The organism is Candidatus Zymogenus saltonus (assembly GCA_016929395.1).
In the GTDB taxonomy this organism is placed as follows: Bacteria; Desulfobacterota; Zymogenia; order Zymogenales; family Zymogenaceae; genus Zymogenus; species Zymogenus saltonus.
This window is the reverse complement of sequence record JAFGIX010000009.1, coordinates 15,260-40,068: the sequence shown is the minus strand read 5'-3', so window position 1 is coordinate 40,068 and position 24,809 is coordinate 15,260. Positions and strand designations below refer to the sequence as shown.

General features: G+C 50.5%; 24 protein-coding genes. 20 read left to right on the top strand and 4 right to left on the bottom strand.

All coding sequences use genetic code 11. The features are described from left to right. Nucleotides 1–61: 61 nt before the first annotated feature. From JW984_01885 to JW984_01875, 3 genes are all read right to left on the bottom strand, one after another. Nucleotides 62–2,206 carry a hypothetical protein gene (locus tag JW984_01885; protein ID MBN1571927.1) on the bottom strand — a complete coding sequence of 715 codons (2,145 nt, stop codon included), beginning with the start codon at nucleotides 2,204–2,206 and terminating at the stop codon, nucleotides 62–64. 285 nt (nucleotides 2,207–2,491) lie between these two features. Further along, the gene (locus JW984_01880) at nucleotides 2,492–3,283 is read right to left on the bottom strand and encodes an enoyl-CoA hydratase/isomerase family protein (GenBank protein MBN1571926.1); all 792 of its coding nucleotides are present in this window, start codon (nucleotides 3,281–3,283) and stop codon (nucleotides 2,492–2,494) included. Nucleotides 3,284–3,343: 60 nt separating this feature from the next. Then, the gene (locus JW984_01875) at nucleotides 3,344–4,807 is read right to left on the bottom strand and encodes a cysteine--tRNA ligase (protein ID MBN1571925.1); all 1,464 of its coding nucleotides are present in this window, start codon (nucleotides 4,805–4,807) and stop codon (nucleotides 3,344–3,346) included. Nucleotides 4,808–4,965: 158 nt separating this feature from the next. Here JW984_01875 and JW984_01870 point away from each other — a divergent pair, with 158 nt between their 5' ends. From JW984_01870 to JW984_01785, 18 genes are all read left to right on the top strand, one after another. After that, nucleotides 4,966–6,354 carry an MFS transporter gene (locus JW984_01870; protein ID MBN1571924.1) on the top strand — a complete coding sequence of 463 codons (1,389 nt, stop codon included), beginning with the start codon at nucleotides 4,966–4,968 and terminating at the stop codon, nucleotides 6,352–6,354. Then, entirely contained in the window at nucleotides 6,351–7,436 is a 1,086-nt protein-coding gene (locus tag JW984_01865; GenBank protein MBN1571923.1) for a hypothetical protein, read from the top strand. The genes JW984_01870 and JW984_01865 overlap by 4 nt, the downstream gene beginning before the upstream one ends. A 193-nt stretch (nucleotides 7,437–7,629) precedes the next feature. Next, a complete protein-coding gene (locus JW984_01860; GenBank protein MBN1571922.1) occupies nucleotides 7,630–8,151 on the top strand; it encodes a hypothetical protein in 522 nt (173 codons plus the stop codon). Nucleotides 8,152–8,410: 259 nt separating this feature from the next. Next, on the top strand, nucleotides 8,411–8,794 hold the full coding sequence (gene ndhC, locus JW984_01855) for an NADH-quinone oxidoreductase subunit A (protein ID MBN1571921.1): 384 nt from the start codon (nucleotides 8,411–8,413) through the stop codon (nucleotides 8,792–8,794). Continuing rightward, nucleotides 8,791–9,261, top strand: a complete 471-nt coding sequence (gene nuoB, locus JW984_01850; GenBank protein ID MBN1571920.1) for an NADH-quinone oxidoreductase subunit NuoB — start codon at nucleotides 8,791–8,793, stop codon at nucleotides 9,259–9,261. The genes ndhC and nuoB overlap by 4 nt, the downstream gene beginning before the upstream one ends. A 145-nt stretch (nucleotides 9,262–9,406) precedes the next feature. Continuing rightward, complete coding sequence (locus JW984_01845; protein MBN1571919.1) at nucleotides 9,407–9,904, top strand: NADH-quinone oxidoreductase subunit C; 498 nt, start codon at nucleotides 9,407–9,409, stop codon at nucleotides 9,902–9,904. Between the two features lie 59 nt (nucleotides 9,905–9,963). Continuing rightward, entirely contained in the window at nucleotides 9,964–11,172 is a 1,209-nt protein-coding gene (locus JW984_01840; protein MBN1571918.1) for an NADH-quinone oxidoreductase subunit D, read from the top strand. A gap of 41 nt (nucleotides 11,173–11,213) precedes the next feature. Continuing rightward, nucleotides 11,214–11,693: an NADH-quinone oxidoreductase subunit NuoE gene (gene nuoE / locus JW984_01835; GenBank protein ID MBN1571917.1), complete on the top strand. Its 480-nt coding sequence runs from the start codon at nucleotides 11,214–11,216 to the stop codon at nucleotides 11,691–11,693. A gap of 186 nt (nucleotides 11,694–11,879) precedes the next feature. Next, on the top strand, nucleotides 11,880–13,145 hold the full coding sequence (gene nuoF, locus JW984_01830; GenBank protein MBN1571916.1) for an NADH-quinone oxidoreductase subunit NuoF: 1,266 nt from the start codon (nucleotides 11,880–11,882) through the stop codon (nucleotides 13,143–13,145). 119 nt (nucleotides 13,146–13,264) lie between these two features. Continuing rightward, a complete protein-coding gene (locus JW984_01825; GenBank protein MBN1571915.1) occupies nucleotides 13,265–14,770 on the top strand; it encodes a (2Fe-2S)-binding protein in 1,506 nt (501 codons plus the stop codon). 101 nt (nucleotides 14,771–14,871) lie between these two features. Next, nucleotides 14,872–15,012 carry a hypothetical protein gene (locus tag JW984_01820; GenBank protein MBN1571914.1) on the top strand — a complete coding sequence of 47 codons (141 nt, stop codon included), beginning with the start codon at nucleotides 14,872–14,874 and terminating at the stop codon, nucleotides 15,010–15,012. A gap of 26 nt (nucleotides 15,013–15,038) precedes the next feature. Then, the gene (gene nuoH / locus JW984_01815; GenBank protein MBN1571913.1) at nucleotides 15,039–16,166 is read left to right on the top strand and encodes an NADH-quinone oxidoreductase subunit NuoH; all 1,128 of its coding nucleotides are present in this window, start codon (nucleotides 15,039–15,041) and stop codon (nucleotides 16,164–16,166) included. A gap of 2 nt (nucleotides 16,167–16,168) precedes the next feature. Next, a complete protein-coding gene (locus JW984_01810) occupies nucleotides 16,169–16,657 on the top strand; it encodes an NADH-quinone oxidoreductase subunit I (GenBank protein MBN1571912.1) in 489 nt (162 codons plus the stop codon). Then, entirely contained in the window at nucleotides 16,654–17,175 is a 522-nt protein-coding gene (locus JW984_01805; protein MBN1571911.1) for an NADH-quinone oxidoreductase subunit J, read from the top strand. The genes JW984_01810 and JW984_01805 overlap by 4 nt, the downstream gene beginning before the upstream one ends. Beyond that, complete coding sequence (nuoK, locus tag JW984_01800; protein ID MBN1571910.1) at nucleotides 17,175–17,489, top strand: NADH-quinone oxidoreductase subunit NuoK; 315 nt, start codon at nucleotides 17,175–17,177, stop codon at nucleotides 17,487–17,489. The genes JW984_01805 and nuoK overlap by 1 nt, the downstream gene beginning before the upstream one ends. After that, the gene (nuoL, locus tag JW984_01795) at nucleotides 17,482–19,413 is read left to right on the top strand and encodes an NADH-quinone oxidoreductase subunit L (protein ID MBN1571909.1); all 1,932 of its coding nucleotides are present in this window, start codon (nucleotides 17,482–17,484) and stop codon (nucleotides 19,411–19,413) included. The genes nuoK and nuoL overlap by 8 nt, the downstream gene beginning before the upstream one ends. 1 nt (nucleotide 19,414) lies before the next feature. Beyond that, the gene (locus JW984_01790; GenBank protein MBN1571908.1) at nucleotides 19,415–21,007 is read left to right on the top strand and encodes an NADH-quinone oxidoreductase subunit M; all 1,593 of its coding nucleotides are present in this window, start codon (nucleotides 19,415–19,417) and stop codon (nucleotides 21,005–21,007) included. Continuing rightward, nucleotides 21,007–22,458 carry an NADH-quinone oxidoreductase subunit N gene (locus tag JW984_01785; GenBank protein MBN1571907.1) on the top strand — a complete coding sequence of 484 codons (1,452 nt, stop codon included), beginning with the start codon at nucleotides 21,007–21,009 and terminating at the stop codon, nucleotides 22,456–22,458. The genes JW984_01790 and JW984_01785 overlap by 1 nt, the downstream gene beginning before the upstream one ends. A gap of 145 nt (nucleotides 22,459–22,603) precedes the next feature. Here JW984_01785 and JW984_01780 read toward each other — a convergent pair whose 3' ends face one another. Then, a complete protein-coding gene (locus JW984_01780) occupies nucleotides 22,604–22,930 on the bottom strand; it encodes a hypothetical protein (GenBank protein ID MBN1571906.1) in 327 nt (108 codons plus the stop codon). Between the two features lie 17 nt (nucleotides 22,931–22,947). Between JW984_01780 and JW984_01775 the strand changes: the two genes are divergently transcribed. Together JW984_01775 and JW984_01770 are read left to right on the top strand one after the other, a co-directional pair. After that, complete coding sequence (locus tag JW984_01775) at nucleotides 22,948–23,811, top strand: sulfite exporter TauE/SafE family protein (GenBank protein ID MBN1571905.1); 864 nt, start codon at nucleotides 22,948–22,950, stop codon at nucleotides 23,809–23,811. 87 nt (nucleotides 23,812–23,898) lie between these two features. Next, nucleotides 23,899–24,786 (top strand): nucleotidyltransferase, encoded by an 888-nt coding sequence (locus JW984_01770; GenBank protein ID MBN1571904.1) that lies wholly within the window; start codon nucleotides 23,899–23,901, stop codon nucleotides 24,784–24,786. Nucleotides 24,787–24,809 lie beyond the last annotated feature (23 nt).

Below are 24,809 nucleotides of genomic sequence, written 5' to 3'. Positions count from 1 at the left end.
ATGGTTTCGGTTTTTCAAGGATTTGGTGGGTTGTGTGGTGGGAGCAAAAAATGTTTTTGGTTTATTTTTTCGGTTTTTGTGGATTTAAATTGCTTAGGGATGGATTTATTTTTATCTTTCCTTCATTTATAAGCTTTTTCAGCCTTGCTACTGCGATGCTGACATTTTGCACTATCTGTTGGAATTGGATGGGAAATTCATCTTTTGTGTAAAATCTTAATGCCTCATTTGCTTTATTAATCATTATTTTGATATTTTCAGCTGGATTTTCTACCTCAGCAAGAATTCCATATACTGGGATAAGATTAATTTGTATATCTGCATACTTCATAGGATAACGGTCATTAGTATAGACTCTAAGCGCCTCATCGCATGCTGAGATTGCCTTCTTAGCGTTTCCCTTTTTGTTTTCAACCTCGGAGAGTGTTCCGTATGAAGCTCCTAGACCTGTCTGTGTCTGTGCGTATTGAATTGGGAAATTGTCTATTGCTCGAATCTTAAGGGCTTCTTTATAGGATTTAATCGCTAGTTTTGCATTTTTCGCCTTTTCCTCTACCTCTGAAAGTCTTAAGTATGCACCACCAAGATTCATTTGGGTTTTGGCGTAGTCTATCGGGAAACGTTCTATATTAAAAACCTTTAGTGCTTCTTCGAATGAGGCAATCGCAAACTTTGCGTTTTCGGCCTCATTCTCTTCTTCTGACAGTATCCAGTATGCTATACCCAGATTCCCATGAATCTTTGCGTAATTTCTTGATAATCTATTAGGTTTATATATTTTAAGTGCCTCTTTATGAGACTCAATCGCCTTCTTCGCATTTTCCTTCCTTTCTTCAAAGTCTGAAAGTATCCTATGTGCTTCTCCTATGTTCATCTTCGTCATGGCATAATACTCTGGGTATTCTTTTATAGTAATAGCTTTGAGGGCTTCATTAAAGGCTTTGATGGCCATTATAATGTTTTCTTTTATTTTTTCTTTTGTATTTTCAACTTCCGAAAGCCTCATGTATGCAGAACCAAGGCTGTTTTTTGCCCCGCCGTATTTAACCGGATTGCTTTTTTTTGTCCAGAATTTCAGAGCACCATTATGCGCTTCTATTGAGACTTTCATTAAATCAGCCTTTTCAGAAAAAACTTCACCAATAGAGAAAGCTCTGTTTCCAAGACTATATAAAGCTTCTGGATCGCCATGGAATATTTTGAGCATTTCGTGGAAGTCTTCTAGGGAAACCTTGTCAACAATGACATTAATAAGATAAGCTTCTTCGATTTCAATTAAATCTTTATTTAACTCAAAAAATCCATTGTCTTTTAACCCATTTAATAGGTTGATCCATTCATAGTTTTCTTTCTTAATCCCCTCGCTTTCCTTGCAGATTTTCCTTATCCTATTAATGGAGAACCTCTCGTTCTCTTCGTAGATACCTATTCCATAGAGCCTCTTGATGGTACGGAGGATACCCCTCTCCTCCAGTGTGGAATTATTATAACGTTCAATCATAGTCGTAAGAGGAAGGAAGATAGAGCCTATGTTGCCGTCAAAACGCTTAGGGAATTTAACACCTGCATTTTCGGCAATTGCTTTACCATTTTCTTTGGAGATTTTAGAGGCCTTTATAACATTTTTAAATATATAAGCGTGACCGCTTTTAAAAAATTGATCTAACTCGGATCCCGTTCGGCAAGTAGAAACAATAACAATGTTTTCATCAATGTTTTCAAAAAGCTGTGTCAGGTAATTTCGTTGTTTTAAAATGAATTTATTTAAGTCATCAATAAAAAGGATTTTCTTAGCTTTTCTCGTTTTCCAGAAACGAAAGAAAATAGGAATTTTGTAATCTCCAGTTTCCATATCAATAGGACGTGGTATAAGAATGTAATATGATTTATCTAATTTCTTTAGCGATTCATAAATAGATCTTGTTTTACCTGCGAGAGGATTTCCTACAAGTAAAATATTCTCACCTTTACTAATTTTATCTAAAATTTCTTTATCATATTCTCTATCTTCATAGAAGTTATTAAAACCATATTTTTTCAATCCTCTTAAATCCAAAACATCTATATGTGAAAGAGAATCTACACTTCTCCAGATTATTTTAAAATGTTTTCTCCACTTTTTTATAGGTTCATAGATAAATTTGTTGCAAGCAAAAATTATCAATGCCCCAGCTAAAGTTATAAATAATCCAATCAAAATTTCCATTAGTTCATAAAATCAAAAATGTATTCTTAATTAAACTTAGAGCTATTTACAACAATAGTAACACAAAATAACAGGAATTGTAATAGAAAAGAAAGGAATTTTTAATGGAGGGGGAGGGGATTTGTTTTTAGGCGGCAAATGTTGTCATTGCGAGCCCGCCGAAGGCGGGCGCGGCAATCGCGTCTTGTCAAGGAAATTGGTCAGTAGATTCACCCGATTGCCGCGTCGCTCGCCTTTCAGGAGAAAGGCTCGCTCCTCGCAATGACATAATTTTTATGTGAGGGCCTACTTCCCCTTTGCCTTCTTCTTAGCCTCAAACCCAGCGATTATCGCTTTCACGAGCTCCATGAACTCGGGGCGGGAGGCCGCCTCGGTCAGGTAGGAGTGCTCCGTCTCGAGGTGGGTCAGGAGGTCTGTGCCGGAGGAGGCGTACATCATCCGCTTTATGGCGGCGACCACCTTCGGGTTCATCACGGCAATCCTCTCCGCCAGGGCCTGGGTCTCCTCGATGAAGGTCTCCTCGGGGAAAAACTTGTTGATCACGCCCAGCCGGTGAAGCTCCTCGGCGTGGAGGTCTTCGCATAGGAGCGCCACCTCCAGCGCCCGCGATATCCCGATCATCTTAGGCAGCGACCAGTTTACACCGCCGTCGCCGGTAAGGCCGATGGTGGAGTAGGCGTACCTGAGCCTCACCTTTTCGGTGGCGACGCGGATGTCGCACGCCAGCGCCAGCGCCATCCCGTAGCCGGCCGCCTGGTGGTTTATGGCGGCTATTATAGGCTTGTTGGCCTGCCTTACGGTGGCGATCACCTTGTGGGCGACCGTCGCCATGATGCCTATCCTCTTGACCGGGTCACTGTCACCCATGATCTCTGTGACGTCGGCCCCGGCGGCGAACGCCTTTCCCTTGCCCGTAATCACGATGACCCTCGTGTCGTCGTCCTCAAGCGACGCGTCGAGGAGTTTTTGGGCCTCTTTTCCCAGCTCGGTCGTCAGGGCGTTATAAAGCTCGGGCCTGTTGAGGATGAGCCACGATACCGGCCCCTTTTGCTCGCGAATGATTGGCGTTTCGGTCATATTATATTACCTCGTTTGTGGGAATAATAAAATATACATCTTAAAAGCCTAATAATCCCGCTACTTTAGCTTCCACATGGTGCCGGATGGGGAGTCCTCGAGGATGACGCCCATTTCGGCCAGGTCGTCCCTGATCCTGTCGGCGGCAGCAAAATCCTTGTTGGCCCGGGCTTCGGTTCGTTCCGCAATCAATCTCTCGATCTCCAAAGGATCAATCTCCGTCTCCGAGAGCTTTAAACTTTTGATCTCTTCAAAGTAGACATTTGGGTCTTTCTGAAGTATCCCGAAGACTGATGTGGCCTCCTCGATCCTTCTCTGAGCCTCTTTTAGTGCCTCGATATCCTCCGCCGAGAGGTCGCCAGGGCGGTCGAGGAACCTATTGACGGCGTGGACGAAGTCGAAGAGCTTCCCCAGGGCCATCGCAGTGTTGAAGTCGTCGTCCATCGCCTCGGTAAAGCCTGCGGTGAAATCTGCGGCCGCATTGAGAAGTTCCTTCCGGTTGCCATCATCGGAATCCGCCTTTCCATCGCCCTTAGCCGACTCAATCAGCCTCCCCAACGTGTCGTATAGGCGCCTTACAGCCTCCTCGGCGTCCCTCAGGTTTTTCTCGGTGAAGTCGATGGGGCTTCTGTAGTGGTTGGTCAGGAGGAATAGGCGGACGACCTCCGGGTGATATTTTTCCCTGATGTCTCTGATCGTGAAGAAGTTCCCGAGGGATTTGCTCATCTTCTCCTGGTCGATGTTGACGAAGCCGTTGTGGATCCAGTAGTTGACGAAGGGCTTTTTGTTTGCCGCTTCCGACTGGGCGATCTCGTTTTCGTGGTGGGGGAAGACGAGGTCCCTGCCCCCCCCGTGGATGTCGATCGTCTCGCCGAGGATTGCGCCGCTCATGGCGGAGCACTCTATGTGCCAGCCGGGTCTGCCGTCCCCCCAGGGGCTCCTCCAGAACGGCTCCCCCGGTTTCTTCCCCTTCCAGAGGACGAAGTCGAGAGGGTCTTCCTTCTTTTCATCCACGCAGACGCGCGCCCCGGACCTGAGGTCGTCTATGTTCTTGCCGGAGAGCTTGCCATAGCCGTTAAACTTTTTCACGGAGTAGAGGACGTCGTCCCCTGCCTTGTAGGCGTATCCGTTCTCGAAGAGTTTTTCTATCATGGAGATCATGTTGTCGATATTTTCCGTGGCCTTAGGTTCGAAGTCGGGCCGAAGGAGGCCCAGGGCGTCCATATCGTCGTGGTACTCATCGATATATTTTTCGGAGAGCTCTGCCGTGGAGATTCCAAGCTCGTTTGCTCTTTTGATGATCTTGTCGTCGATGTCGGTGAAGTTTCTTACGTAGGTAACCTCGTATCCCCTGGTCTTGAAGTAGCGGTATATGACGTCGAAGACAACGGCCGCCCGCGCGTGTCCCAGGTGCGACAGGTCGTAGGCGGTGATGCCGCATACGTACATCCTTACCTTTTTCCCTTCGAGGGGGGTGAACTCCTCCTTTTTCCCCGACAGTGTATTGTGGACTCTTATTGTCATGAAAGCTGCCCCTCCTTTTTTGGGAAAGTATCACAAAAAGCGGAGCGGGTCAAGCATTGTAAAAATTTTAAGACCAACAATTACCTATTGACATTGGCCTCGGGCTGGTTTAATTTATGGATGCAGTTTATCAAAACCTTACTATAGGTGGTTTCCCAATGAAAAAGAAAGTGGAAAAATTTCCTTTATGGGGCCAGCTTCTGTACTCAAGCGGCTATGTCGGAATCACTATCGTAGACAGGATCTGGGTGGTTTTTTTGATATATTTCTTTTTGCCCCCTGTAGAATCCGGGATGCCTTTACTTCTCAGTGATAAGACCTTTTTGGGCATATTCACCGTGCTGGGCTTAATTACTATCTTCGGGAGAATAATAGATTCTATCGCCGATCCGTTAGTCGCAACATGGACCGACAGGAGCAAATCGAAGCTCGGAAGGCGAAGGGTGTTTCTCCTCTACGGTGGGCTTCCGCTGATGGCTTGTGCCGTTTTGCTCTTCTTCCCGCCGTCAAACGAACCCGGAATCGCCAACACGATCTATGTGGCGGGGATGCTCGGTCTTCTGCTCTTCTTTTTCACCTTTTACGTTGTTCCGTGGCTCGCCCTCATCCCCGAGCTCTCCCACACCGACCGCGAGCGTATGAACATCGTTACGATGCAGGCTGTTTTCTCCCTATTGGGTGTCGTGATAGTCATGATCGGCGGATTTATGATGTGGGGTGCCTTTGAGAGCGGCGGCATGGACAAGGCCACGGCACTCAGGACTACGATAATAGTCCTCGCGGTCATAGGGCTGATATCATGCTACATAACGATAATACCTATAAACGAGAAGCGCTACTGTGACTCGGTCCCGTCGGAGGTGGGGATTATCGATTCATTGAAAATGACCTTTAAGAATACGCCCTTCATACCGTATCTTTTCGGGACTATCTGTCTGTGGTTTGCCTTCAATATGGTTTCCAGTGCCGCGACATATTACGTTACGGTGCTCCTACAAAAGGGTGAGGAGTTCGGGAGCGTGGTCTTCGGGGCGGTTTTCGGCGTTGCACTGGTGCTTTTCCCTATCATCAATTTCGCAAGCCGCTATATAGAAAAGAGGGTGATTATGATTTTCGGCCTTGTCGTATTTGCGATCGCCTCGTTTTTGATCTATTATCTCGGTACCGATGTCCTCCCGTTTTCGCCGATAGTTCAGGCATTTATACTCTTCGGGCTGATCGGTGTCCCGGCCTCCGCCCTTTTTGTAGTCCCCAACGCCATGATCTCCGACCTCGCCGAGTACGACGCCATCAAGACCGGCACCAAGAGGGAGGGGATGTACTTCGGCGCCCAGGGGCTCGTACAGAAGATCAACCTCGGTATATCGAGCGCAATTTTGGTGTATCTCCTTTCCGCCTATGGGAAGGATATTGCAAATCCCCTCGGTGTCAAGCTCTCCGGGCCGGTTGCCGCGGCGGTGTGCGTAATCGGCATAATCATGTTCGCAATCTACCCGGAAAAGAAAATATTCAAGCTTGTCGAAGAAAACAGAGCTAAAGAAAAATGATAGAAAGAAAAAAGACAAACGGAGGCTCGATTTTAAAAATTCTCATCTTGGTTTTTGTTTCGCTCCAGCTGGCGGCGTTTCCCCTGACATCAAGCGCACTTGCGGGAATAGAATACGCCCGGATAAAGGAGCATGGGGCAAAACTCAAATCGAGGCCGAGTTTGAAGACCGACACCATAGTGGTAATAAAGAAAGGAGAGGTGGTTCTCGTCAAGAACCGCCTCGAAAACCCCGAAGAGGTATCGGGCGTTAAGGATCGCTGGTACTTTGTGCAGTACAAGGGGCTTTCGGGCTGGATATTCGGAGCTTCACTCGATATGGACGATCCCGAAGCGAAGGAGTCGTACGTTAATATCGAGTCATTTTTTGAAAGGATTAACAATATATATGAGATGAAGGAGGCGGGCGACCTGAAGGGAGCGGTTCAGCTTGCGGACGAGATATTAAATGACGTGAAGCTTGGTTTCGGGATGGAGGAGATTCAGAAAAGCAGCAGGCTTAAGGAGATAATTCTCTCCACGATTGTAGTAAAGGGTGAGTGCCTTGTTTTTTTAAAGAGATTCGATGAGGCGAAAGAGGCTTATAGGTATCTTCTCAAAAACTACCCTGGCGCAATGTTTGAGCATGAGTCGATTCCGATATCAGAGGTGGTAAAGCCTTATTTGGTCTACATGAAAAGATTCCCGGAGGCCGTCACCTTTTCCGATCCGAAGACCGGCCTCGACAGGTTGAAAACAGCCCTTGAAAAGAAGGACTTGACAACGGTCTCAAAGCTTGCGGTTCCGGGTATATTCGAGATCTGGGTTGCTAATACCGACTGGATGATGAGGCTCGGCGAGAAAAATCTTAAAGACGTATCGCTTTTGGGGGGGCACTGGGACGATAATTGGGAGGTGATCGGGGTGGATCTAAAAACGGGGGATGACGGCGAAGTCATCGGGTACTGTATCAAGACGGGACCTTGGCAGATAGACTATTCCGGAAGGCCGATCGAAAATATCGACTTCTGCATCGATAAGCTGCCGGGGGGAGACACGGTTTTCGGATATATAGTCCTTTATACAAGGCCGATTCCTGAATAATCTTATGTAAGGCAGGATAGATAAAAACTGCTGAATACAAACCGAGGCTTTACAAAAAATTTTTTTACTGTCAATTAATAATGCGAATTGAAAAAACGAGGCTTTAATACATTAGAGAAAATCTTGAGATAAGTCCATTTTGTTTTAAAGCCTGCATTATAAAGACGTTTTCGAGTCAAAAAGGGGATTCCAAATGAAAAAGAATGCAATCACGGTGATTTTAGTCATTTTTACGCTTATATTTTTCGGCTGCAGGTCCACGCCGAAGGTATATGCACCGCCAAAGTCAAGCCCTGTCAAATACAAGATAGTCTATATAGAATTTGAATACAGTCCCGAGTATCTTATCACCGTATTCGATAAAAGGGATATCATAGATGATCTTACAAAGAGGATTAACGATCTCGGTTTTCTGGTAACGATAAAACCGGAAAGGGCCGATATGACATTAAAGATAAATATCGACGCTTTGATACTCCCGGATCGAAACGCGCGTCTGAAGGACAGAACCACCTTCGGCCTTGCTGAAGGTGAGGCCATGATGAAATATACGGCCGCTTTTACAGACAATAAGACCTTCAAGGATATAACTGAAACAACAGAGACCTATAAAACGAGTGAATTTTTTCCGTCAAAGGATGAGTTGAAAGAAAAATTTTTCTCGGAGATGAAAGACAATATACTGAAGTTTATGTCTCAATACAAGGGATTTTGAAAAACTGTTTTTTATTTCCAAATTATCCTTGACAACAATTTTGCTATGTGGTAATTGAGTTCCCCAAGATTGGAGCTGTCTGAAGTTGTTACTGAACTTGTTTTTGGAGCTGTTATTTCAGAGTTGTTTCCTGAGTGAAGTGAAAGTTGTTGGTTGGTTGGTTGGTTGATATTCGCTCAAATTTGATTTTTCAGAAAATTTGAAGTAAAATACTTATTTAAACTTTTCATCTTTAGATATATAAATTAAGGCTGTAAACATGGATGATCAAATAGGCTATATATCAATCCTCCTCTTCTTTTTTGTCCTTATCTTTATGGGGCTCGTCTTTCTCGCCCTGTCGTCATTCGTAGGGAAAAAAGACCGCACCGGCAGCAAGCTCGATACCTACGAGTGCGGAAAGGATCCCGTAGGTCCGGGTTGGAGAAGGTACAACGTGATGTACTTCGCCGTTGCCATTGCGTTCTTGCTTTTCGATGTGGAAATGATCTTTCTCTATCCGACGGCCGTGATCTTCAGGGATATCGGTCTGTGGGGTTTCATAGAGATGGTCGTTTTTGTCGCAATACTTTTTGCGGGATTTATATATTTAATAAGGCAGGGTCTAATTGACTTCGCCAGGGGAATAAAAAAGCAGAAATGAAGTCAGCAAAAAAGAAACCGCCCGAAATGCAGGTCTATCTCGGTCCCGTTGATAAAGTTATGCGATGGGCGCAAAAAAGCGCCCTCTGGCCGCTGCCTTTCGGGACTGCCTGCTGCGCCGTGGAGTTCATGGCCTCCGTTGCCTCCCACTTCGATATGTCGAGGTTCGGCGCTGAGCTCGTCAGGTTCTCGCCTCGCCAGGCGGATATGATGATAGTTGCAGGAACGATAACAAACAAGCAGGCCGCAATATTGAGGAGAATTTACGAGCAGATGGCCAAGCCTAACTGGGTGATAGCCATGGGAGCGTGCACCGTATCCGGCGGGCTTTTTAAAAGCTACAGCGTGCTCCAGGGAATAGACAAGATCATCCCCGTGGACGTCTATATACCGGGATGTCCGCCCAGGCCGGAGGCCCTTCTCTACGGCTTCATGAAGCTCCAGGAGAAGATCGAAAAAGGGCTGTAGGGGGGAAAGGATAGAGGGATGGAAAAGATTGGGGGCGGGGTGGGGTGATTTTTTGTTTGGGGGAGAAGGACAATTAATGGGGGAATGCAGTAATCAGGGGGATGTAAACTAAAAACTATTGGATTTCGATCCATCCGGTTCAACCATGAAATACGAAGACATACTAAAAAAGCTTAAAGGCAAATTCGTCAAGGAGATACTGGGAGACTCCCAGTTCAGGGGGGAGCTTACGATAAAGGTCGATGCCGCGGCAGTGGATGAAATCTTGAAGTTCATGAAGGACGACAAAAATCTGTCCTTCAACTTCCTCTCCGACGTGACTGCGGTCGATTTCGTAAAGGACAGGGGCGTCTTCGAGGTTGTGTACCACCTCCTCTCGATGAAAAACAACGTTCGGGTGAGGTTTAAGGCCGAGGTCCCCGCCGAAAACCCAGAGCTCCCCACGGCGACGTCCGTGTTTAAGGGCGCCAACTGGTTCGAGCGGGAGACATACGATATGTTCGGGATCAAGTTTACCGGCCATCCCGATCTTCGCAGAATAATGAACCCGGATAATTTCCCCGGACATCCCCTTCGCAAGGACTTCGACGTGGCGCCAAAGGACGATTACTGCCCCGTCCCGGTGATAAAGCCGGATAATTGATTGAATATTTGATTAATTGGATAATTGGTTATAGGATAATTGGTTAATATTGTAATAATATGACTGAAAAGACCATAATGAAATTTAGAGATGATCCGAAGGATGACCTGATCCCCATAAATATCGGGCCGTCCCATCCGGCCGTTCACGGCACGCTCCCCATCTACGCAAAGCTGGACGGGGAGATAATCGCCGAGGCCGACGTCGAGATAGGCTATCTCCACAGGGGCTTTGAAAAGCTAGCGGAGGGTCTCACGTATCATCAATTCATCCCCTTTACGGACAGGCTGAACTACGTCTCCACGTTCATAAACAATCAGGGTTACGCCGAGGCAGTAGAGAAGCTCTTGGACATCAAGGTCCCGGAGCGCGCCCAGTATATCCGGGTTATGCTCTCCGAGGTCTCGAGGATCATGGATCACATAACGTGCCTCGGCCCGAATATGGTGGACACAGGCGCCCTTACAGTATACTGGTATCTGTTCAGGGTCAGGGAGGAGCTTTACAAGCTCTGCGAGATGGCGAGCGGGGGCAGGATGACCACCAGCTATACGCGAATTGGCGGACTCGTCAGGGATCTGCCGGAGGGCTTCGAAGAAGCCGCTAGGGATATACTCAAGGGGCTTCCCGTAGCCATCACCGATACGGAAAAGCTCATCAAGAAAAACAGGATATTCCTCGACCGATCGGTGGGAGTCGGCGAGATAAGCGCCGATGACGCGATCGACTGGGGATTCTCCGGCCCGAACCTTAGGGCCTGCGGCGTGGCAAGGGACATAAGAAAAGACGAACCGTACGCCGTATACAACGATCTCGAATTCGACATCCCTGTGGGGAACAGGGGAGATTACTACGACAGGACTTTCGTAAGAATCGAGGAGATGAGACAGTCGATGAGAATCATCCTTCAGATACTCGATAAGCTCCCGGAAGGCCCCGTCAATATCGACGACCCGAAGATAATCCTCCCCCCGAAAGAGGAGGTATACGACTCCATGGAGGGTCTCATCCATCACTTCATGTTCTTCATAGAGGGGATGGAAGAGATGCCCGAGGGGGAGATCTACCACGCAGTGGAGGGAGCAAACGGCGAGCTCGGCTTTTACATCGTAAGCGACGGCGACAAAAATCCGTACAGACTTCATGTAAGGAGCCCCTGTTTTGCATATTACCAGGCCTTCCCGTCGATGATAACCGGCAAATTGCTGGCCGATGCGGTCGTCACCCTGGGAAGCCTAAACGTGGTTGCGGGCGAGCTGGACAGATAGGACGAGCCGGATAGACAGGACGTGCTGGATAGGAGTAAAAGGTGGGAAAGTTATCAGATACATCGATAAATAAGATAAAAGAGATATCCAGGAGGTATCCCACTTCGGAGTCCGCCCTCCTGCCGGCCCTCTACGTCGCCCAGCGGGAGAAGGGGTGGCTCGCCAAGGAGATCATGGACGAGGTTGCGGACGCCCTCGATCTCCCGAGGGTGAGGGTCTACGGCGTCGCCACCTTCTACACCATGTACTACAAAAAGCCGATGGGAAAGTACGTCATCCAGGTCTGCACCAACGTTTCCTGCATGATAAACGGCGGGGAGGAGATCTTCGGGCACCTCAAGAAGAAATTCGGCATAAAAAGCGGCGAGACCACAGGAGACGGGCTCTTCTCGATCCTCGAGGTGGAGTGCCTCGGAAACTGCGGCAACGCACCGGTCATGCAGGTAAACGAGGATTTCTACGAGAACCTGACGATAGAGGCGGTTGACGAGATCATAGACAGCCTGAAGAAGAAAAAGTGAGTGGGGGTCGGGGGTTCGGTCGAGATTGGCCGTGCATAATATCAGAAATGTTGGGGTGGGTAACGGGGAAGGAAAAATGTGGGGGGGGGGAAGAAATGGCGATATATAAAGACAAAGACGGCATAATAGAAAAGCTGTCAACAGGTTGAAGATAAAAGGGATAAATCAAATTTCGGATAAAGTGAAATGACCGAGTCAGTCCTTCTCAGCAGGGTGGAGTTGGAAGACTCCCACACGCTTACCGTTTACGAGAAAAACGGCGGGTATGAGGCGTTGAAAAAAGTTCTCGGCAAGGTCGACCCGGAGGAGCTTGTCGAAGAGGTAAAAAGCTCGAGGCTCCGGGGAAGGGGCGGTGCGGGATTTCCCGCGGGCGTCAAGTGGGGATTCGTAGATAAAAACTCCCCCAAACCGAAATACCTCGCCTGCAACGCGGACGAGGGCGAGCCGGGAACCTTCAAGGATCGACTCCTGATCATCAAGGACCCTCACCAGCTTATCGAGGGGATAATAATCTCGTCCTATGCCATAGGGGTGGCTACGGCGTTTATCTACATCAGGGGGGAATATCACAACGAGGCCGATATCCTCGAGGGAGCGATAGACGAGGCGTACAAGGCCGGGTACCTCGGCAAGAACATCCTCGGAAGAGGGTTCAGCCTCGAGCTGATACTTCACAGGGGAGCAGGCTCGTACGTCTGCGGGGACGAGACGGCCCTAATGGAGTCGATCGAGGGGCACAGGGGAAACCCGAGGCTCAAGCCGCCGTTTCCCGCCGCCGTGGGACTGTACGAAGGCCCAACGGTCATAAACAACGTGGAGACTCTGAGCGCCGTCCCATACATCGTAAATAAGGGCGCCGATGCGTACACCGCCGTGGGCACAAAGGAGAGCGCCGGGACAAAGCTCTTCTGCGTCAGCGGTAACGTCAACAAGCCGGGAGTCTACGAGCTTCCCCTCGGATTTCCAATGAAGAAGCTGATCTACGAGGTATGCGGGGGAATATCGGGCGGGAGAAAGCTTAAAGGCGTCATCCCCGGCGGATCGTCCACGCCTATCCTCCTGCCCGAAGAGATCGAAGACCTCGAACTTGCCTACGAAAGCTCAAAGCCGGGCGGCTTCATGCTGGGGTCGGGAGCGGTCATAGTGATAGACGAGAGATGGTGCATGGTAAAGATAGCAGCAAGGCTTGCCAAGTTCTACGCCCACGAGTCGTGCGGCCAGTGTACCCCCTGCCGGGAGGGCACCACCTGGACTTACAAGATACTCAAGAGGATAGAGGAGGGAAATGGAAGGAAGGGGGATCCGGAGCTGCTTCTCGATATCCAGGACAACATATTGGGAAAGACCCTCTGCCCCCTGGGCGACGCCGCGGCCATGCCCATCATTGCCATCGTGGAGAAGTTCAGGGAGGAATTCGACAGGCATATAGAGGAGGCCCGCTGCCCCTTTTAGCCTAGTAGCTGGCGGGGAAGAAGGGGGGAGGAATTTTTGATCAAGGGGCTTGGTTAATAGTAAGCAATTAAACTAATTAAAATTCCATATACATTGAGTTCAGGGACGAGTAAAAGAGTATGGTAAACCTGACAATAGATGATAAAAAGCTGACCGTCGAAGAGGGCACGACCATCCTGAACGCCGCCCTCCAAAACGGCATCGATATTCCCCACCTTTGCTACCATCCTAATCTCAAGATAAGGGGGACATGCCGTATCTGTCTCGTCGAGATAGAGGGGATGCGAAAGCTCGAGACGGCGTGCTCCACCATAGTCAAGGATGGGATGGAAGTCCACACAAGGTCGGAGAGAGTGGAAAAGGCGAGGCGCGGGGTGATCGAGTTCCTCCTGATAAACCACCCCCTCAACTGTCCGGTCTGCGATCAAGCGGGGGACTGCGACCTCCAGAGATATTCCAGGAGGTACGGCCGGGAGCACAGCAGATATGGGGAAGACAAGAGGGACTTCCCTAAACACGATATAGGCGGCGGGCTGATCAGAAACATGAACCTCTGCATCGCATGTACCCGCTGCGTCAGATTCGCGCGGGACATCCTCGGAATCGAGGAGTACGGCATTTTCTTCAGGGGAAACGATCAGCAGGTCGGAATATATCAGGGGGGGGAGCTCAAAAACGCAATGCAGGGATGCATGGTCGATGTCTGTCCCGTGGGCGCCCTTACCAGCAAGGACTTCCGCTTCAAAAAGAGGGTCTGGTTCCTGGACCCCAAGCCCTCCGTATGCCAGAGGTGCGCCACGGGATGCAACACCTTCATCGAGGTGGAAGACAACGTCATATACCGCATCTCCCCAAGGGAAAACCAGGACGTAAACGACATATGGATGTGCGACATCGGAAGGATGACGTATCACGACATGGACGACGTGGAGCCGGTCACGTTTCCGATGATGAAGAGCGGTGACCAGTTCTTCGAACTTTCCTGGGAGAGGGCGCTCGAGGAGCTGGCATCTGAGATTAGGGAGAGGGGAGAAAAGGGCGGCTTCGCCCTCGTCATAGGCACCGGGGCTTCCGTGGAGGATATGGCATCGGCGCTGCTTGCCGCGGACGGAAACATAGGGGAGGAGAGGATTACCTTTGTAACAAGAGTCGAAGACATAACTAAAGAGAAGGCGGCCGGAAACTTCCTCATCAGCGAGGACTTTTCGCCCAACACGGCGGGCGCAAAGAAGCTCGGCATAAGCGATAAGGTGAAAAAGATCGAGGACGGGATAAACTCGAAGGATATAACCGGCATTCTCTTTCTCGGGTGCGAGATATTCGAGGCGGGCCTGCCGGACGCGCTGGATCTGAAAAAGGTGAAATTTACAGCCGTGATTACGGACCGGCTGACCACGGAGATAAAGAAGAGCGCCGAAATAGTAATTCCGGCGCCCCACTGGAGCCGGAAGTCGGGGACTTTCATAAACTCGAAGGGAATTCTCCAGAGGATAGAGGCGGCGGTGAAGCCGCAGATGGGCGTCATCCCCCTCACAAAGGTCTTCGCAGACCTTGCGGCGGCCATAGACAAGACCTCTGCGGATTACGACAGTTTCTATAAAGAGGTGGAGAAAAGGGTCGGTTGATCTGTGGTTCGGGGCTGGAGTCGGGGGGGGGGAGGGAATATTTAAGGGGGGGGTAGGGAAGAGGGGGTATTTTTAATAGATGGGGAGATTGGGGTAAAAGAGTGGGGGGAAGAGATATAAAGCTGGATAGATGGGAAAGGCTGGATGGATGGGAAAGGATAAGCGGGGAAAAGAAATGCGGGAAAGACATAAACGGGAAAGACAATAATATAGCAGTAAAATCAGAAGGATGGAATAGGTAAAGGATACATAAAGGACACATAAAGATATGGCCTCCTTTGACATAATAGACATCTTAATACTGACCGCGGCGGCGCTGGCAAAAATCGTGGTCATCCTGACCCTTACCCTCGGGATGGTTCCGATTTTGACGTGGCTCGAGAGGAGGGGCGCGGGCTTCATCCAGGACAGGCTCGGGCCGAACAGGACAAATATCTTCGGAATAACGCTCTTCGGGCTGATACAGCCGCTGGCGGACGCCGTAAAGCTCATCTTCAAGGAGGACGTTCAGCCCAGAAACGCCGACAAGTTCCTCTTCAACTTCGCCCCGATGCTGATAGTCTTCGGCGTAATAGCGACGTTTTCCGTAATCCCCTTCGGACCCGATATCACGATCGAGCTGATCGGCAGGGAGCCGTTGACGATTCCCCTCCAGCTTGCCGATATAAATGCGGGTGTGGTATTCGTGCTGGCGTTCTCTTCCTTCGCCACGTACGCCATACTCCTGGGGGGGTGGGCGTCCAACAACAAGTACTCGATCCTCGGCGCACTGAGAAGCTCCGCCCAGATGATAAGCTACGAGGTGACGATGGGACTTTCCCTCATCGGGCTCTTCATGATGTTTCAGACCGTGTCGATAAACGAGATAGTGGTCCAGCAGGGTCAATTCCTCTGGGGGATCGTCTGGCAGCCGATAGGATTTATCCTCTTTCTCATCTCGGCGATGATCGAGTCGAACAGGGTCCCCTTCGACATGCCGGAGGCGGACTCGGAGATAGTCGCGGGATACCACACCGAGTACAGCTCCATGAAGTTCGCCATGTATTTCATGGGCGAGTACGCGGCGATGGTGGTTCTCTCGGCGCTTATCGTCACCCTCTTTCTTGGGGGGTGGCAGCTTCCCTTTATCGATATCACCCAGTTCATCAAGAACCAGTATATATGCGCACTGATAGGCTTTGCGGTCTTCTTTGGAAAGGTCTTTTTCTTCCTCTGGTTTTTCGTATGGGTAAGGTGGACATTTCCCAGGTTCAGGTTCGATCAGATCATGCGTCTCGGCTGGAAGGTCTTGTTCCCGTTAGGGCTCGCAAACCTCCTTGTAACGGCCCTCTTTGTGCTGCTGTTCTGGGATAAGGTAGAAAGCTTTTTTAAGAATATCTCGATTTTTGCCGGATAGTGATGAAAAGAAATATTATAAATATAAGCCGTTCCAGAAATATGACCCTTTGGGAGAGGCTGTATCTTCCGGAGGCTATAAGGGGCCTTTACACCACCCTGAGACACGTCTTTATGAAAAAGGCCACAATAGAGTATCCAGACGAGGAGATGCCTATCCACGAGAATTTCAGGGCGCTCCACAGGCTCAATACGGATGAAAACGGAAACGTCCTCTGCGTGGCGTGTATGCTGTGCGCCACGGTGTGCCCGGCCAACTGCATAACGATCGTGGCGGGGGAGTCTGACGACCCAAACGTGGAAAAATATCCAGTCTCCTATGAGATCGACATAGCGAGATGCATATTCTGCGGACTTTGCGAGGAGGCCTGCCCCAAGGCGGCGATAGAGCTGACCACGAACTACAAGCTGGCGGAATACTACAGGACGAATCTGAGATACGACAAGGAGCTCCTCTCAAAGACACCAATCACCAGGAGGAAGAAGGAATGATCGAAGCGATTATCTTTTACCCGACAGCAGTCCTGATCGTCGTCTTTTCCCTCATGGTGGTACTGCACAAAAGTCCGATGAGATCGGCGTTGTTTCTTCTGGGGACGCTTTTTTTCATGGCGTTTCTCTTTGTGCTCCTTTCTGCCCATTTTGTGGCGGTTATCCAGGTCCTCGTTTACGCGGGCGGGATTGTGGTCCTCATCCTCTTTTCGATCATGCTGCTGAACCTGAAAAAGGACGAGGCGGAATATAAGCATATCTTCACCGGAAAGCTCATTTCCCTGGGGGTAAGCGGACTTCTCTTCCTTATATTAGCGATAGTATTTTTTACGATATATCCCGGATTCTCCGGCGAGCTTCCGGCGGAATTCGGAACGATACGAGAGGTGGGAAGGCTCATGATAACAGACTATGTCTTCGCCTTCGAGGCGATATCCCTTCTCGTAATAGCATCTCTGGTTGCGGCCGTGGTTCTGGTCAGGGGATTGACTCACAAACCTCAAGGGGGTGGAGATTGATGATTACTACGACTCACTATCTAATCCTTGCGGCGATAGTCTTCGCCATCGGTGCCTTCGGCGTCCTGACAAGGAGAAACCTCCTTGTAATGCTCATGAGCGTGGAACTGATGCTGAACTCCGCAAACCTGACTTTCGTTGCCTTCGCCAGGAATCTGGGCGACATGGGCGGCCACATCTTCCCGATATTCATCATGACCGTGGCGGCGTGTGAGGTGGCCGTGGGCCTTGCCATAATAGTAACGATATTCAGATTGGGCGATACATCTGATGTTCTCGATTTAACCTTCATGAAGGACATAAAGAGTGGATAACGTTATCTGGATTATACCGCTCCTACCTCTTGCAGGATTTCTTATAAACGGACTTGGAGGCAGGAGGCTACCGGACTGGCTTGTCTCCCTTGTCGGGGTTTCTCTGCCCGTTGCCTCTTTTGTCCTCTCCGTCTGGGCCTTTCTTAAGCTTCTGAAGCTGGGAGAGGGGGCCGAAGTCACCTGCACACTCTATACCTGGATTTTCTCGGGCGATTTTCAGGTCTCCCTCGCCTTTTTGCTGGATCCCCTCTCGGCTGTGATGGCTCTTGTGGTAAGCGGAGTCGGATCGGCGATCCACCTCTATTCCGTCGGCTACATGCACGACGACAAGAGCTTCGCGAGGTATTTCTCTTTTCTCAACCTCTTTCTCTTCTCCATGCTCGTCCTTGTACTGGCGGAGGATCTGGTGCTTCTGTTTCTGGGCTGGGAGGGCGTGGGCTTGTGCTCGTACCTCCTGATAGGCTTCTGGTTTGACGACATGGAGAAAGCCAAGGCGGGAAAGAAGGCCTTTATAGTCAACAGGATCGGGGACTTCGGCTTCTTCATCGGGATGGCCCTAATCGTTTTAACCATAGGGACGCTTAACGTTCCGGGGATGAAGGAGATTTTAGAGAGCAACCCGGGAGTGATCACGACTGGGATGGCGACGGCAATAACGCTGTTCCTATTCGTGGGCGCCACCGGAAAGTCCGCCCAGATTCCCCTCTACGTGTGGCTCCCTGACGCAATGGCAGGCCCGACGCCGGTCAGCGCCTTGATCCACGCCGCCACGATGGTGACCGCCGGCGTCTACATGATAGCGAGGCTGAACTTCCTATACGTCCTGGCCCCCACGACCATGATAATCGTGGCCCTGATAGGCTCGCTGACCGCCCTTTACGCGGCCACAATAGGTATAGCGCAAAACGACATAAAGAAGGTCCTCGCATATTCGACCATAAGCCAATTGGGCTACATGTTCACGGCGGTGGGCGTAGGCGCATTCGCCTCAGGGATATTCCATCTGATGACACACGCCTTTTTCAAGGCCCTTCTCTTTCTGGGGGCCGGAAGCGTAATCCACGCCATGTCTGGCGAGCAGGACATCAGAAAGATGGGCGGCCTCAGGGAAAAGATGCCGGTGACCTTCTGGACGTTTCTGATAGCCACACTGGCGATATCGGGGATACCGCCACTCGCCGGGTTCTTCAGCAAGGATGAGATACTCTGGAAGGCCTTCAGCACCCACCTGGGGGGGATAGGAGTACTCTTTTGGGCGCTGGGATTAGTCGCGGCGGTGGTAACGGCCTTTTACATGTTCAGGCTCTTTTTCATGGCCTTTACCGGTGAGTCGAGGGCGAGCGAGGATGTGAAAAAGCATATCCACGAGTCGCCTGTCTCGATGAGCTCTGTGCTGATCCTTCTGGGGATACTCTCCGCAGTCGGGGGTTTCATCGGGGTGCCGGAGCTCCTCGGCGGTCACAACACCTTCGAGAGGTTCCTGGAACCGGTGCTGCCACACCTCGGGTCGCGTTTTTCCGAGCACGACGCCCACCTCTGGGAGATCGTCCTCCTTGCGCTGTCCCTTGTCGCCGCGGCGACAGGAATATTTCTGGCCTACGTCATGTACGTCAAGAAGACCGATATACCAAAGAATTTCGCCAAGAACTATAAGGCTATATACCAGCTCGTCTACGACAAGTACAGAATAGACGAGCTCTACGACCGGGTGTTTATAAGGCCGTTCTTCGCCCTCGGGAGGATATTCTCCGGCGTTGTAGACCTCTGGATAATTGACGGCATCGTAAGGCTTGTGACGGCAATGACGGCGGGATTGGGACGGGCATTCAACGTCTCCCAGGCAGGGGACGTCAGGGTATACGGCAGGGTCTTGCTGGGAGGCCTTTTATTAATATTGATTATAGTTGTCTTCGGGAGGGTATAGAGTGGACTTGCCCATTCTTTCAGTAATCATATTTTTACCCCTTTTGGGCGCACTGTTTGTCTCCATCCTGCCGAAGAAGGGCGTGAGACTCCTCAAATGGAGTGCGATGCTCTTCATGCTGATAAACCTGGCCCTCTCAATATATCTTTTCATCCTCTTTGGCGGAAAAGATATTATGTTCGTGGAGAGGGTGTCGTGGATAGAGTCGCTGGGGATAGACTATTTTCTCGGCGTCGACGCCCTGAACGTATTAATGATATTGATGACTGCGCTCCTCTTTCCGATTGCCCTGATCGCCGGTTGGGAGAGAATAGGTTTGAAAGGGGAGAGCGCCAAGCTTTACATGGCGCTCCTGTTGGGTCTGGAGTCCGCCCTAGTTGGCGCATACGCCGCCCTCGATATCTTTCTTTTCTACATCTTCTACGAGGCGATGTTAATCCCGATGTACTTCATCATTGGGCTGTTTGGCGGCGAGCGCCGTATCTACGCTACGACGAGGTTCGTGATATACACCATAATCGGAAGCCTACTGATGCTGGTGGCGATCCTCGTGATTTTTTTCAAGCACTATGCGACGGCGGGCGTCTTCACGGGGGACATCATCGCCCTCTCGGCGGTTTCATTCGCCCCGGGGGTGAAGGTCTTCCTCTTCTTCGCCTTTGTGATCGCCTTCGGGATAAAGTCGCCACTGTGGCCCCTCCACTCGTGGATGCCGGACGCCTACGTCCAGTCGCCTTCCTCCGGGAGCGTCCTTATTGCGGGCCTCATGTCTAAGGTGGGTATATACGGATTTATCAGGTTCGCCATTCCCCTCTTTCACGACCTCGGGGAGGCCTACGCCCCCCTCGTCATGGCGCTGGCGGCGGTCGCCGTTATCTACGGTGCGATGATAGCAACGGTCCAGAAGGAGCTCAAGAGGATGGTCGCCTTCTTTAGCTTCTCCCACGTGGGGATGATCCTCATCGGCCTATTTTCGATGAACACCAACGGGGTTGAGGGGGCAGTCCTCCAGATGGCGAACCACGCCATCATAGTGTCGGCCCTCTTTATCATAGTCGGAATCATGGCCGACAGGAGAGACACGACCGAGATCGCGGATTTCGGCGGTATCGGAAGCGTTGTCCCGAAGCTCTCCACCCTGTTCATGGTGACGATCCTGGCGGCTGTGGGCCTTCCGGGGTTGAACGGATTTGTGGCGGAGCTTCTGATTATTTTTGGCGCTTTTAAGAGCAGCCTCGTCTTCGGCATACTCGTGGCGTCGGGGGCGCTACTCGGCGCGATATGCATGCTGTGGATGTACGAGAGGGTCTTCTTCGGGAAGGTGACCAAGAAGACTAACTCCAGCATCAAAGACCTCTCGGCAAGGGAGCTTCTGGCACTGATCCCCCTGATAGTCCTGATGGTCTGGATAGGCCTTTTCCCAGGATATTTTTTGAACAAGATAGGCCCAGGCGTTGAAAGATATACGAAAGATTTCTCCGCTTATTCCGAAGCGGTTGTGACGAGCGATTTCGAGTCGCCCCCCATTTTAACAGAAGAAACGACGTCCGACAATAACGAATCGGAAATCCCCGACTCAGGAGGCTTACAGTAATGGAGATTGTTATGCCCGATATTCAGCTTCTGGCCCTGGCACCGGAGATAATCCTTATAATCGTTGCATTTCTGATGCTTTTTTTCGGCCCCCTCGTGGGCGGGCCGAATACAAAGGGCGGACCGAAGGTCGGTGGAATTGTAAGCCTCGTTGCGCTGACGGGGGCCTTTCTGATAAACCTTTATATCGGCCAGGACGAGATAGTCACACTGGGGGGGATGATCGTAAAGGACGCCTTCAGCCTCTACTTCAACGCCCTTGTCATAATCGCCGCGGCGTTTTCCATTATCATATCCTTCGGATACATAAACAGATTCGGAATCAAAGAGGGGGAGTTTTACCTCCTGATACTCTTCTCCACGGTCGGGATGATGCTGATGGGGTCTTCCGCCGACCTCCTCTCCATCTTCATAGCCCTAGAGCTTATGTCTATCCCGATATATGTCCTCGTCGGGTTCAGGAAGGAGAACCTGAGGGCCAGGGAGGCGTCCTTCAAGTACTTCATATTGGGGGCTATCTCGTCCGGTATCTTCGTCTACGGCGCCGCACTGGTCTACGGGAGCCTCGGCACGACGAACCTTACAGCGATGGCGGAAGCTCTCGGTTCAAATATCAGCCCCGTCTTCCTCTTGGGATCGGCCTTCATTATCTCAGGCTTCCTCTTTAAAATCTCCGCCGTCCCGTTCCACATGTGGACCCCGGACGTCTACGAGGGGGCGAACCTCCCCATAACGGCATATATGTCCGTCGGGGTCAAGGCGGCGGCGTTCTCCGCATTTTTGAGATTTGCCGTAGTAGACCTCGCAAACACGGGGGATTCGTGGGTATTGGCGATAGGCTTTGTTGCCGTTGCCACAATGTCCCTCGGAAACACGGCTGCGTTGGCCCAGAAAAACCTGAAGAGACTTCTGGCATACTCGTCCATCGCCCACGTAGGATATATCCTGGTGGCCTTAGTCGCGGGTAGCGAGTACGGGATTTCATCAATCCTCTTCTATCTCTTTATCTATATAGTGGTAAATCTCGGGATATTCTCCCTCTTGGTTTACTTCTCGAAGGACGGCAAAGAGTGCGAGACGATGGACGACCTGGCAGGGTTCGGCTACGCCCACCCGCTCATGGCGGTATGCATGGGGATATTCCTCTTTTCCCTCGCGGGAATACCGCCCACCGGCGGATTCATGGGGAAGCTATTTCTTTTCATAGCCGCCGTCAAGGGGGGGTATGTCGGCCTTGTTATTGTAGCCGTTATAGCAAGCGGCGTGAGCGTCTACTACTATCTCAAGGTCATGATGGCCATGTTTGAAAAGGGGAAGGACAAGGCCCAAAAGATAAAGAATCCCGCTGCGGCCTTCGTGGTTGTCCTCGCCGCAATAATCACCCTCTACCTCGGAGTGATGCCCGGACACTTCATGGAGCTCGCCAGGATTTGCGCCGCCGCCCTATTCTAACGGCAGGGGGGGGTGGGCAAGTATGTTTTGATAGGGGGATCGGGTAATTTTAGCGAAGGGGGCAGGGAAATATTTATCACAGGGTGGGCAGGAATTTTTTTTAGCAGGGGGGTCGGGGAATTTTGACTTAGGGAGGCTGAAAATTTTATTGCATGGGGGGGTTGGGGAATTTTGTCACGGGGGGTATGGAAATATTATAGTTAGGGCGGGGACTAAAGTGTTTTATCCCGTCAATCCCACAGGAGCCCGAAAGGGCGTTTTTATTTTGTGCGGCTTGAAGAAAGAGGGAGCTTGCCAACGCGTTAGGGCGGACATAGAAATTATTAATGAAATATATATCGGCCAGCTTTTTTCGGGCCTCTTTATTTATACCCCACTTTTTGAAATCCTCATAGATAACCTGATCAAAGACAAAGTCATTTTTAGGGGATCGTATCTGCAATGATCTTTCAAAGCCTTTGTCCTTAAACATTTTAAGAACTCCTTATTATGCTCCATTTCATCTCCAATATCCTGCCCCTATTTCTCATTTTTCTCCTGACGGGAGCCATAATGGGGCTCAACGCCGGCTTCATAGGGGGCGGTGGTGGCATCTATGCGGTCCCGATACTGATATACACGTTTACCCTCCTTGGATATTCCGAAGAAAACGTGGGGCACCTGGCAGTGGGGACGAGCCTTGCCGTTATTTCCACGGCGGCGCTGTCAAGCTCGATAGTCCACATTAAAAAAGGGGTAATATATCGAAACGTCATTGTCGCCATGACCGCCTTCGGAGCCGTGGGAGCGTGGATCGGGGGGTCCGTCTCCGTCTCAATAGATGTTGCTCTCTTCAAGAGGATATTCGCAGTGGTGATGATAATCGTGGGGTTGAGGTTTTACTTCGGAGATAAGGGCACAAAAGGGACGATCGCAGGCAGTGAAAACGGCACGGATGGAAAACCGAGGGAGATAAGCCTAAGAATTCTCGTTATCTCCGGGATTTCTGGCTTTCTCGCAGGCTTCTTTTCATCTTTTTTCGGCATAGGGGGAGGAATTGTGATGCTCCCGGCGACACTATTTCTCCTTCGTTTCTGCGCGGTTGAGGCGATAGCCCATTCGTCGTGCACAACGATGATAAACGCCCTCTTCGGCGCGCTGGTGCACATCTACCACGGTTTGGGAGTGGAGGGACTTCCCCCGTTTTCGCTGGGCTACGTAAACTACGCCGCCGCAGTATCGATGATAATCTCAGGCACCTTGGCATCGAGGTGGGCGGCGAAGAGGATTCACAAGGTCGATCACGCGAAGCTATTTAAGATAATCACCGTCGTCATAATCGTTGCGGCCGTAGTTATGCTGATAGGTGTTTAAAAAAGAGAGCTGTAATTCAACATTCAACTTGACCGGATGGTGAACATTATATAATATTGACCTTTGAAATCATTTCAGAGAGGGAGCATGAAAAGAGATAGGACGTCCATAGTGATCATGGCGGCGGGGATGGGCTCCCGCTATGGGGGTCTCAAGCAGCTCGATCCGGTCGGCCCCAACGGGGAGCTTCTGATCCACTACACCCTGTACGACGCCCATAACTCCGGATTTGACAAGGCGGTCTTCGTGATCCGCCGTGAGTTCGAGGATGAGTTCAAGGAAATGGTCTCGAGATTCATGCCGTCCGAGATGGAGGCAGTTTATGCCTATCAGGGGTTGGAGGGTCTCCCCGAGGGGAGGAAGAAGCCCTGGGGCACGGGACACGCCGTCTTTGTTTGCAGGGACTTGATAGATGAGCCATTCGGCGTGGTCAACGCCGACGACTTCTACGGGAGGAGCTCGTTCAAGGCGCTGAACGAGTTCCTGAGGTCGAGCGAGTGCAATGAAAGTACTTATTCAATGGTGGGCTACCTTCTTAAAAACACCGTCAGCCCCCACGGAGCGGTAACGAGGGGCATATCCAACGTAACCGATTCTTGGTTAGTAACGATTGAAGAGACGAGGGGGATAGAGATAAGGGACGGTAGTATAGGATTTGAGAGAGAAGGCGTATGGGAAAAGCTCGATCCGTTGACCGCGGTCTCTATGAACTTCTGGGGATTCGATCCCTATATCTTTGAGCATATAGAAAGGGAGCTTTCCCTGTTTCTTAAGGAAAACAAGAACGACCAGAAGGCGGAGTTTCTGATCCCAAACGTGGTGGCCTCCCTCGTCGAGAACAAAAGGGCTAGGGTAAAGGTCATAGACACCGAGGAGGTCTGGTTCGGTATGACCCACCCCGAGGACAGGGAGATAGTGATGGGAGAGATAAGGAGCATGATAGGCGAAGGGGTGTACCCCAAGAAGTTGAAATAGTGATTTTGGGATCGGAGACGGGG